Genomic DNA, 11,164 nt, shown 5'->3' with positions numbered 1-11,164 from the left:
TGTTCTTCGACGTTAATGTGCTAAAGGCAAGAAAGATATTGACGAAAAAAAAGGGCGCTGCCGCGCCCCTTCACTAACGCTGTTAAAGCGGATCGACCTTCAGGCAGGAAACCGCATGACGGAAGCTTCCTTCCAGCAGCGGGCGGGTTTTGGCACACTCCGGGCCGGCAATCGGACAGCGGGTGCGAAAGACGCAGCCCGAAGGCGGATTGATCGGTGAAGGCAGCTCGCCCTCCAGCAGTTGGATGACTTTGTTCTTCTCCAGATCGGGATCGGGAATTGGCACCGCGGACATCAGCGCGCGCGTGTAGGGATGCTGCGGATTCTGATACACCTCATCGTAGGTGCCCAGTTCCACGGCATGCCCCAGATACATCACCAGCACGCGATCGGAGATATGTTTTACCACCGCCAGATCGTGAGCGATAAAGATCAGCGACAGCCCCATCTCCCTCTGTAGTTTCTGCAACAGGTTCACCACCTGCGCCTGAATGGAGACGTCCAGCGCAGAAACCGGTTCATCACAGATGATCAGCTTAGGCTCGAGAATCAGCGCACGCGCAATACCAATACGCTGGCACTGGCCGCCGGAGAACTCGTGCGGATACCGGTTGATCAGGTTTGGTAGCAGCCCCACTTTCATCATCATCGTCTTCACGCGCTCTTTTACTTCCAGACGCGGCATTTTTGGATGATAGGTGCGTAGCGGCTCGGCGATGATGTCGCCAATGGTCATGCGCGGGTTCAGCGAGGCGAGCGGATCCTGGAAAATCATCTGAATATCGCTGCGTGCGCGCCGCCACTCCTCTTCGCTCTGGCCCAGCAGATCGCGGCCCAGCCAGGCGACGCGTCCGTCGGTCGCCTTCACCAACCCGATAATGGCACGCGCCAGCGTCGACTTGCCGCAGCCGGATTCACCCACCACGCCCAGCGTTTCACCCTCATAGAGGCGCAGGCTGACGCCGTCCACCGCCTTCAGCGTTTTTGACGGCTGCCAGAACCACTGCTTACCATCTTTGATATCGAAATGCACCTTCAAATCGGCGATTTCTAACAGGACTTTTTTCTCAGCTACCGCGCTCATACCAGTTCCTCCGCGGGTTTAAAGCAGGCACGCAGGCGCCCTTCGCCAAACGGCGTCAATGGCGGCATGGTCGAGCAAATCTCCATCGCGTGCGGACAGCGCGGCTGGAACGGACAGCCCTTCGGCAGGCGCAGCAGGTTCGGCGGATTGCCGGGAATGGTAGTCAGCGACTCGCCTTCCGCATCCAGGCGCGGCACTGCGTTGAGCAGGCCGATGGAGTACGGGTGCGTTGGCTGATAGAAAACATCGCGCGCACGGCCATATTCCATGGTGCGCCCGGCGTACATCACCAGCACCTGATCGCAGATACCGGCGACCACGCCGAGATCGTGGGTGATCATGATAATCGCGGTGTTGAACTCTCTTTTCAGGTCGTTCAGTAGCGTCATAATCTGCGCCTGCACCGTCACATCCAGCGCGGTAGTGGGCTCATCGGCGATCAGCAGTTTAGGCCGACAAAGCAGCGCCATCGCGATCATCACGCGCTGACGCATCCCGCCAGAGAACTCATGCGGATACATCTTCATCCGCTTGCGCGCTTCGGGCATTTTCACCGCGTCCAGCATCCGTACCGATTCGTCGAAGGCCTGGGCGCTGTTCATGCCTTTATGCAGTTTCAGCACTTCCATCAGCTGCTCGCCCACCTTCATATAGGGATTCAGCGAGGTCATCGGATCCTGAAAAATCATCGCAATCTGCTCGGCACGCAGTCTGTTCAGCTTGTTCTCCGGCAGGTTGAGAATTTCTTTGCCCTGGAACACCGCCGAACCACCAATGCGACCGTTGCTCGCCAGCAGGCCCATCAGGGCGAAAGCGGTCTGCGATTTACCGGAACCGGATTCGCCGACGATCCCCAGCGTTTCGCCCGCGCTCAGGCCGAAGTTCAAATCGTTAACCGCCGTCACGTCGCCGTCCGGGGTGGAAAAGGTGACGCGCAAATCCCTGACGTCAAGTAGCCGGTCGCTTCCCGCGATTTTCGCCAGTGCTGGCTGTTGTTCAATTACGCTCATCGGGAAACTCCTTAACGATCTTTCGGGTCGAGGGCATCACGCATACCGTCGCCAATAAAGTTGAAGCAGAACAGCGTGACGACCAGGAAACCTGCCGGGAACAGCAGCAGCCACGGCGACACTTCCATTGAGTTGGCGCCGTCGCTGAGCAGCGCGCCCCAGCTGCTCAAAGGCTCCTGCGTGCCCAGCCCCAGAAAGCTGAGGAAGGATTCAAACAGGATCATGCTGGGCACCAGCAGCGAGGCATAAACCACCACTACACCGAGCACGTTCGGCACGATATGTCGCAGCACGATGCTGACGGTGGAAACGCCGCCGACGTGCGCCGCTTCAATAAACTCCTTGCGTTTCAGGCTCAACGTTTGCCCGCGCACGATACGCGCCATATCCAGCCAGGAAACCAGACCGATGGCAACGAAGATCAGCAGTATATTGCGGCCAAAGAAGGTCACCAGCAGGATAACGAAGAACATAAAGGGAAAGGAGTTGAGGATTTCCAGCAGGCGCATCATCACCGAGTCGGTTTTGCCGCCCAGATAGCCCGCCAGCGAGCCGTAAAGCGTGCCGACCAGTACCGCTACCAGCGCGGAAGCAATGCCGACCATCAGTGAAATACGTCCGCCAATGGCCACACGCACCAGCAGGTCGCGCCCGGAGGAGTCGGTGCCGAAGTAGTGTTTAGAGATCATATCCGGCGGTGCAGACATCATTGCCCAGTCGGTATCATCGTAGGTGAACGACGACAGCATTGGCGCGAAAATGACAAACAGCGAGATCAGAACCAACACAATCAGGCTGGCCAGCGCCGCGCGGTTATGGATAAAACGACGTCGGGCATCCTGCCACAGGCTCCGCCCTTCCACTTCCAGCTTTTCGCTGAAGGAGTCGAGAGCTTCGCTATTCTTTTTACTCAGGATCATGGCGAGCTCCGATATCAGTAGCGAATTTTTGGATCGATGACGGCATAAAGCACGTCAACAATGGCGTTGAACAGAATGGTCAGCACACCGACCAGAATGGTCAGGCTGAGCACCAGCGAATAGTCGCGGTTCAGCGCGCCATTAACAAAAAGCTGACCAATGCCCGGCAGGCCATAAATAGTTTCAATCACCATTGAGCCGGTGATGATGCCGACAAAGGCCGGGCCGAGGTAAGAGAGTACCGGCAGCATAGCGGGCTTCAGCGCATGCCGCATCACGATACGCCGCATCGGCAGCCCTTTGGCCCGCGCGGTGCGAATAAAGTTGGAGTGCAGCACCTCAATCATCGAGCCGCGCGTTATACGCGCGATACTGGCGATGTAGGCCAGCGACAGCGCTACCATCGGCAGGATCATGAACTTCGCTTCACCGCCGTTCCAGCCCCCACCGGGCAGCCACTTCAGTGCAATCGCAAATATCAGCACCAGCAGCGGCGCAACCACAAAGCTCGGAATGACCACTCCGGTCATCGCCACGCCCATCACAATATAATCCCAGGTACTGTTCTGCTTTAACGCCGCAATTACGCCGGCGGTGACGCCGAGGATCACCGCCAGAACAAAGGCGGCCAGGCCCAGCTTCGCCGAAACCGGAAATGCGTGTCCCACCAGATAGTTGACCGAATAGTCTTTGTATTTAAACGACGGGCCAAAATCCCCTTTTGCCAGCTGCAACAGATAATCGCCGTACTGTTTCAGGATCGGATCGTTGAGGTGATATTTCGCTTCAATGTTCGCCATCACTTCAGGCGACAGCGTGCGCTCGCCGGTAAATGGGCTGCCGGGGGCGAGGCGCATCATAAAGAAGGAGATCGTAATAAGAATGAGTAGCGTCGGGATCGCTTCCAGAACGCGACGCAGAATAAACTTTAACATTGCCCATACCTGCTGGCTTGTGCCTCAGCACTGCTCAAAATAGACACGCCGGGAAGCGGTGAACCGCCTCCCGGTTTTTGCCATTAGTGTTTAATAATATAAAGATTTTTGTCGTACACGTTGTCCAGCGGATCTTTACCGGTATAACCGCCTACGTACGGTTTCACCAGGCGGGCGTTAACGTAGTAGTAAACCGGAACGATAGTGGAGTCTTTATCCAGAATCTGTTCGGCTTTGGCGTAAAGATCGCTACGCGATTTGTCATCGCTGGCCTTCGCAGCATCGGCAATCGCCTTATCGAACTCAGCCGATTTGTAGTGCGAGGTGTTGTTGCTGCTGTTGGAGGTCATCGTGTTCAGGAATGAGGTTGGCTCATTGTAGTCTGCACACCAGGCCGCGCGGGATACATCAAAATTACCCTGATGACGCGTATCAAGGAAGGTTTTCCACTCCTGGTTGTTGAGCTTGATGTTAACACCGAGGTTTTTCTTCCAGATCGACGAGGCAGCGATAGCCAGCTTCTTGTGCAGATCGGAGGTGTTATACAGCAGTTCAAAAGTCAGCGGCTTGTCGGCGGTATAGCCCGCTTCCGCCAGCAGTTTTTTCGCTTCTGCGTTGCGTTTTTCCTGCGACCAGCTGAACCATTCCGGTTTAACCAGATCGGCGCCGTCGGTGGCTGGCGGCGTATAGCTGTAAGCAGGCAACTGGCCCTGCGCCAGCACTTTATTCACCATGATATCGCGATCGATACCCAGCTTCAGGGCAGCGCGAACGCGTGGATCGGTAAACGGCGCTTTCTGGTTGTTGATTTCGTAGTAATAGGTGCAGAGGTAAGGATCAACATGCAGCTCTTTCGGGTTGTCGCGCTGAAGCTTTTTGAACAGCTCGATAGGCATATTGTTGTAGGTCATGTCGCTGCCGCCGCTGCTGAAATAGCGGTTAACATCGCTGACTTCAGAAGGGATTGGCAGGAAGGTCACCTTATCCAGCTTGGTGTTGGCGTTATCCCAGTATTCGGTGTTGCGCACCAGCTCGATACGTTCGTTAATCACGTGAGATTGCAGTTTAAAGGCGCCGTTGCCCACCCAGTTTTCCGGCTGGGTCCATTTTTCACCGGCCTTGTCGATGGCAGGTTTGTAAACCGGCGACATTGACGGGTGAACCAGCAGCTTGAAGAAGTAAGGCACGGATTCGCTCAGCGTGACTTCCAGCGTGTTGGCGTCAATCGCTTTCACACCCAGCTGATCGGGGGTTTTCTTGCCGGCAATGATGTCATCGATATTCAGCAGGTGACCGTATTGCAGGTAGCTGGCATAAGGCGATGCGGTTTTCGGGTCGGCCAGACGCTGCCAGCTGTAGACGAAGTCCTGAGCGGTAACCGGCTCGCCGTTAGACCATTTGGCATTTTTACGCAGGTGGAAAGTCCAGACTTTGCCGTCTTTGTTTTCCCAGCTCTCGGCCACGCCAGGGATCGGATGCCCCTGCTCATCACCGATAACCAGCCCTTCCAGCAGGTCGCGGTTGACGTTGGACTCCGGCACGCCTTCGATTTTGTGCGGATCAAGAGACTGCACTTCGTCGCCGTTTCCTTTTACCAGTTCCTGTTTTGCCGCCAGCTCAACGCCCGCAGGCACGCTGGCCGCTATCGCCAGATTTCCCGCCAGCGCGGTCATAACGCCAAGCGCAATCAGACTTTTTTTCGTGATGTTGGTCATTATTTACCTACTCCAGTTTTTATCATTGCCAATGTGGTCAAAATCATCAGCGTCCCCCCGTTAACCGGGCAGCCCACCGCGACGGAACGACGTCACATCGGGCCGGTTTTACCCAAAGCCAGAAATACTCCAAATCGTTAATGCTGTTCAATGTAAAAATATTTGATATCGGTCAGATCCTGCGGATCTTTACCGGTAAATCCGCCCACCCAGGGCTTCACCAGCCGCGCGCTGACGCGATAGTAAACCGGTACGATAGCCGAGTCGCTGTCCAACTGCCGCTCTGCCTGTTGGTAAACGTCCTCGCGCTCTTTATCCGAAACCTGAAGCGACTTCGCCATCAACGCGTCAAACGCCTTGCTGTTATAAGGCGGTATTGTTAGTCGAGGTGCTCAGCATGCTGTTAAGAAAGGTGGAAGGCTCGTTGTAATCGGAGCACCAGGTGGCGCGCGCCACGTCGAAATTGCCCTGATGTCGCGTGTCCAGCATGGTTTTCCACTCCTGATTATTCAGGGTGACGCTGGCGCCCAGATTCTTTTTCCACATAGAGGCGGCGGCAATGGCCTGCTTTTTATTCACGTCAGAGGTGTTGTAGAGCAGATTGAAACTCAGCGGCTTATCAGCCGAATAGCCTGCCTCTTCCAGCAGCTTACGCGCCATTTTATTGCGCTGATCCTGGCTCAGTGCCAGCCACGCTGGCGCCGTCAGGTGCGCACCGTTGATAAACGGCGGCGTAAAGCCACCCGCCGGAATTTGCCCCTGCCCCATGATTTTTTCAGTGATGATGTTGCGATCGAGCGTCAGTTTAACCGCCGTGCGCACGCGTGGATCGTTAAACGGCGGGCGCTTATTGTTTAGCTCATAATAAAAGGTGCAGAGCAGCGGATTGATACGCACCTGTGTCCCTAAGGTCTTTTTCAGCGTGGCGAACATCTCCGGCGGCAGAACGCTGTTGGTCATATCAATTTCACCGCTGCGAAAGCGATTCACGTCACTGGTTTCTGAGGTGATCGGCAGGAAGGTTGCGCGGTCAATCACCGTTTTCGCATTGTCCCAGTAGCGTGGATTGCGTTTAAGCACCAGCTTTTCATTGATCACCCATTCGCTGAGCGTATAGGCGCCATTGCCCACATAGTGCTCTGGTTGCGTCCATTTATCGCCCCATTTTTCCAGCACGGCGCGGTTAACAGGTTTCATTGCGGTATGTGAAGCCAGCGCAATGAAATAGGGAACGGGCTCGCTGAGGGTCACCTGAAGATGATGGTCGTCCAGCGCTTTCACGCCAAGCGCGTCGGGCGGCTTTTTGCCTGAAAGAATATCGTCAATATTGTCGAGATGAGCATATTGCAGATAGCTGCCGTAAGGCGAAGCGGTTTTCGGGTCTGCCAGTCGCTGCCAGCTGTAAACAAAATCCTGCGCCGTCACCGGTTCGCCATTTGACCACGTAGCGTTATCACGCAGTGTGAACGTCCAGACTCTGTTTTGCTCATTACTCCAGCTTTCGGCGACGGCAGGCACAATCTTACCGTTGTTGTCACTGGTCACCAGTCCTTCCAGCAAATTAATAATGATATTGCTTTCCGGCACGCCCTCAACTTTTTGCGGATCGAGCGATGAAACTTCTCCGCCGTTATTAATGACGATTGACTGAGCCGTTGCCAGCGTCGTACCAGCAGGTACGGTGGCGGCGGTGGCACACCCGATAAAAGTGCCCAGCGACAACAGCAGCGCCTGTGACAGGTTCGGACAACGAAGCGGGAATGGTTTCATCAATTAACCTGTGTGAGTGGATCTGAATGCAGATCGTTAAAGCTGACCTTTTTGCACATCCGATGCCAGTTATCAGGAAGGCCACCGAAAATTATCAGAATGAAAATTTAATCGCCAAAAAAAATAGCAAAAATGTTAACTCTTTCTCTTTTATCATGAGTGCTCGTTAATCGAAAGCATTATTTAAATCAAAAAATTAACCACTATCTCGTTGAAATGTAGATGTTTATAAATGGAAACAGGCAGGTAATTACGCAGATAGCCTTAAAGCTGGTTATTAACCAGGCGAAACCGCCATACAGACAGGTTTTATGGCGCAAAAATCCAGCTATGGGCGGGTAAGTAGCATGTAACACCGCACAGACGCTGCCATATCGCATTTTTTTCTTGTGAAGATCGTAACATTTAAAAGTTATATCGCTGATTACTTTAATTTTACAGTAATTACATTAATGACACCGCTTCGCTGTTAAGTTTTGCGAATAACAAGCACCATAAAGGTGCAAAAAACCCTTTTAATGCACCAGATAAGCGCATTGATCGTTTGCCGATAAAAAAAAGCGCAGGATATACGCTTTTAAAGGGTTTATTCGGTGCAATTCTTTATGCGGCAAGACCAGGAAAGAGCGTTCGCATGCCCGTCACAACAAATTCAATGCCCAGCGCCATCAACAACAGCCCCATAATGCGGGTAATGACGTTGATACCGGTTTGACCCAACACGCGCACCATCAACGGCGCGGCGCGGAACAATACCCAGCAGCTGAAAGCAAACAGCGCAATCGCCACGCTGAACCCCAGAAGATTTTGCCAGCTATGATAGCGCGTGCTCCAGACAATGGTTGAGCTGATCGCGCCCGGCCCCGCCATCAGCGGTAGCGCCAGCGGGACCACGCCGATGCTTTCTCTGATCGCCGTTTCTGATTTTTCCTGTTTGTTCTGTTTGTCTTCGCCTAATTTGCCACTAATCATCGACATGGCAATCGTCACTACCAGAATGCCGCCGGCAATGCGAAACGAATCAATGGAGATACCAAAAATATGCAGGATGCCATCCCCCAGAAAAAGCGACGTCCAGAGAATAATGGCAACGGAAAGATTAGCGGTCAGGTTGGTTTTGTTACGCGCAGCCGGCACCTGATAGCTGGTCATGCTGATGAAAACAGGAATTATTCCTATGGGATTCACTAAAGCAAACAGACCAATAAAGAATTTAATATAGCCGGAGAGGTCTAAAAGTGCCGGGTTCATGCAGGCTCCTGGGGGTAGTTTCTGGCGGCTAATTTAATGTAAAAGTCGTGCGCTTACCAGCGCCACTCACTGGAATATTTACCTGGATTTTTGCCACCGAGGCAGCAATAAATACCACTCATTCCCTTCACACCCAGTAAAAGCCACTTAACAATTCCTTACAGGAATAACCAATCTGAATCATCTTGCCAACACACGGCGTAAACACAGGCGCTGAATGGAGTCAGCGTTAGTGTTACCTGATCCAGATCAAAATTGCGCTACTCCATTGTGAGTAAGCTTAATTTCAGAGAAAGGAAGCGGGTAGTAAGCACACCCTTTACGATGTGAAGAATGTGCAGACTCTATCAGTAAACATGCGGAATACATCGCAGATATAACGAGTGCATCACAGCTTTATAACAACACATTAGCACTCAATGACTATACTGCTGGTTTCCGACCTGTTTACTAATAGAGTTTAACTTTCATCAGGAGAGTATTATGGCCGTTACTAATGTTGCTGAACTTAACGCACTGGTTGAACGTGTTAAAAAGGCACAGCGCGAATATGCCAACTTCACTCAAGAACAGGTAGATAAGATATTCCGGGCCGCCGCTCTCGCGGCAGCCGATGCCCGAATTCCGCTGGCCAAAATGGCCGTTGCAGAATCAGGCATGGGTATTGTGGAAGACAAGGTCATTAAAAACCACTTTGCTTCTGAATATATCTACAACGCCTACAAGGACGAAAAAACCTGCGGTATTCTGGATACGGACGATACCTTCGGCACCATTACTATTGCTGAACCCACCGGTCTGATTTGCGGTATTGTTCCTACCACCAACCCCACGTCCACCGCAATCTTCAAGGCATTGATAAGCCTTAAAACCCGCAACGGCATCATTTTCTCACCTCATCCGCGTGCAAAAGACGCCACCAATAAAGCGGCAGACATTGTGCTTCAGGCCGCTATCGCCGCCGGCGCGCCTAAAGACATCATCGGCTGGATTGACGTTCCCTCCGTTGAGCTTTCTAACCAGCTGATGCATCACCCGGATATTAACCTGATCCTCGCCACCGGCGGTCCGGGCATGGTTAAAGCGGCTTACAGTTCAGGCAAACCTGCCATCGGCGTTGGTGCAGGCAACACGCCAGTGGTGATTGATGAGACGGCTGACATCAAGCGCGCAGTGGCATCGATTCTGATGTCTAAGACCTTCGATAATGGCGTTATTTGCGCCTCCGAGCAGTCGGTGATCGTGGTGGATTCAGCCTATGATGCCGTGCGTGAGCGTTTTGCCAGCCATGGCGGCTACATGCTGCAAGGCCAGGAGTTGAAAGCCGTTCAGGACATTATCCTGAAAAATGGCGGTCTGAATGCGGCTATCGTAGGCCAGCCCGCGGTGAAAATCGCTGAAATGGCGGGCCTCAACGTGCCGGGCAACACCAAAATTTTGATCGGCGAAGTGCAGGCCGTTGACGAGTCTGAGCCGTTTGCTCACGAAAAACTCTCTCCTACCCTTGCCATGTATCGCGCGAAAGACTTTGAAGACGCGGTCGTGAAAGCAGAAAAACTGGTGGCGATGGGCGGTATCGGCCACACCTCCTGTCTCTATACCGATCAGGATAACGAGCGTGAACGCGTCAACTACTTTGGCGACAAGATGAAAACCGCCCGCATTCTGATCAATACGCCAGCGTCACAGGGCGGCATCGGCGACCTGTATAACTTTAAACTGGCACCGTCACTGACGCTGGGTTGTGGTTCATGGGGTGGTAACTCCATTTCTGAAAACGTCGGACCTAAACATCTGATTAACAAGAAAACCGTGGCCAAGCGAGCAGAGAATATGTTGTGGCATAAACTTCCGAAATCCATCTATTTCCGCCGTGGCTCACTGCCTATTGCCATGGAAGAAGTCGCCAGCGATGGCGCAAAACGCGCCTTTATCGTGACCGACCGCTTCCTGTTCAACAACGGCTATGTCGATCAGGTGGTGAACGTCCTCAAATCACACGGCATTGAAACCGAAGTGTTCTTTGAAGTGGAAGCCGATCCAACGCTGAGCGTGGTGCGTAAAGGTGCGGAGCAGATGAACTCCTTTAAACCAGACGTTATTATTGCGCTGGGCGGCGGTTCACCAATGGATGCAGCAAAAATCATGTGGGTGATGTATGAACATCCTGAAACCCATTTTGAAGAGCTGGCGCTGCGCTTTATGGATATTCGCAAACGTATCTATAAATTCCCGAAAATGGGCGTTAAGGCGAAAATGATCGCGATCACCACCACCTCAGGCACCGGTTCAGAAGTTACGCCGTTCGCCGTGGTAACCGACGATGCCACCGGTCAGAAATATCCGCTGGCGGACTACGCGCTGACGCCGGATATGGCCATCGTTGACGCTAATCTGGTGATGAATATGCCGAAATCGCTGTGTGCGTTCGGTGGTCTGGATGCGGTGACGCACGCGCTGGAAGCGTACGTTTCAGTTC

General features: G+C 53.2%; 7 protein-coding genes and 1 pseudogene. 1 reads left to right on the top strand and 7 read right to left on the bottom strand.

Annotated features, from left to right (window positions below; translation table 11 throughout):
• Positions 1–82: 82 nt before the first annotated feature.
• The 7 genes and pseudogenes from oppF to GS12_RS14760 form a co-directional block, all read right to left on the bottom strand.
• On the bottom strand, positions 83–1,084 hold the full coding sequence (oppF, locus tag GS12_RS14790; RefSeq protein ID WP_034948367.1) for a murein tripeptide/oligopeptide ABC transporter ATP binding protein OppF: 1,002 nt from the start codon (positions 1,082–1,084) through the stop codon (positions 83–85).
• Positions 1,081–2,094 carry an ABC transporter ATP-binding protein gene (oppD, locus tag GS12_RS14785; protein WP_034915172.1) on the bottom strand — a complete coding sequence of 338 codons (1,014 nt, stop codon included), beginning with the start codon at positions 2,092–2,094 and terminating at the stop codon, positions 1,081–1,083. The genes oppF and oppD overlap by 4 nt, the downstream gene beginning before the upstream one ends.
• Before the next feature lie 11 nt (positions 2,095–2,105).
• Positions 2,106–3,014 carry an oligopeptide ABC transporter permease OppC gene (oppC, locus tag GS12_RS14780; RefSeq protein WP_034948364.1) on the bottom strand — a complete coding sequence of 303 codons (909 nt, stop codon included), beginning with the start codon at positions 3,012–3,014 and terminating at the stop codon, positions 2,106–2,108.
• Positions 3,015–3,028: 14 nt separating this feature from the next.
• Positions 3,029–3,949, bottom strand: coding sequence for an oligopeptide ABC transporter permease OppB (oppB, locus tag GS12_RS14775; RefSeq protein ID WP_034915180.1), 921 nt, complete (start codon positions 3,947–3,949; stop codon positions 3,029–3,031).
• A gap of 83 nt (positions 3,950–4,032) precedes the next feature.
• The gene (oppA, locus tag GS12_RS14770) at positions 4,033–5,664 is read right to left on the bottom strand and encodes an oligopeptide ABC transporter substrate-binding protein OppA (protein WP_034915182.1); all 1,632 of its coding nucleotides are present in this window, start codon (positions 5,662–5,664) and stop codon (positions 4,033–4,035) included.
• A gap of 137 nt (positions 5,665–5,801) precedes the next feature.
• Positions 5,802–7,434 (bottom strand): annotated as a pseudogene (locus GS12_RS14765) (ABC transporter substrate-binding protein).
• Between the two features lie 603 nt (positions 7,435–8,037).
• Positions 8,038–8,685: a YchE family NAAT transporter gene (locus tag GS12_RS14760; RefSeq protein ID WP_034915185.1), complete on the bottom strand. Its 648-nt coding sequence runs from the start codon at positions 8,683–8,685 to the stop codon at positions 8,038–8,040.
• Positions 8,686–9,168: 483 nt separating this feature from the next.
• On the opposite strand from GS12_RS14760, the gene adhE reads away from it, so the two are divergent.
• On the top strand, positions 9,169–11,164 hold a 1,996-nt coding region (gene adhE, locus GS12_RS14755), incomplete at its 3' end, for a bifunctional acetaldehyde-CoA/alcohol dehydrogenase (protein ID WP_034948362.1).

This window comes from Erwinia oleae (genome assembly GCF_000770305.1).
In the GTDB taxonomy this organism is placed as follows: domain Bacteria; phylum Pseudomonadota; class Gammaproteobacteria; order Enterobacterales; family Enterobacteriaceae; genus Erwinia; species Erwinia oleae.
Note: the sequence above shows the minus strand (reverse complement) of the source record. Positions and strands in the feature narration are given on the sequence as shown.

Excerpts from the sequence above, each read along its gene's own strand:
- oppF (WP_034948367.1), bottom strand. The coding sequence starts at position 1,084 with ATGAGCGCGGTAGCTGAGAAAAAAGTCCTGTTAGAAATCGCCGATTTG.
- oppC (WP_034948364.1), bottom strand. The coding sequence starts at position 3,014 with ATGATCCTGAGTAAAAAGAATAGCGAAGCTCTCGACTCCTTCAGCGAA.
- oppD (WP_034915172.1), bottom strand. The coding sequence starts at position 2,094 with ATGAGCGTAATTGAACAACAGCCAGCACTGGCGAAAATCGCGGGAAGC.
- GS12_RS14760 (WP_034915185.1), bottom strand. The coding sequence starts at position 8,685 with ATGAACCCGGCACTTTTAGACCTCTCCGGCTATATTAAATTCTTTATT.
- oppB (WP_034915180.1), bottom strand. The coding sequence starts at position 3,949 with ATGTTAAAGTTTATTCTGCGTCGCGTTCTGGAAGCGATCCCGACGCTA.
- oppA (WP_034915182.1), bottom strand. The coding sequence starts at position 5,664 with ATGACCAACATCACGAAAAAAAGTCTGATTGCGCTTGGCGTTATGACC.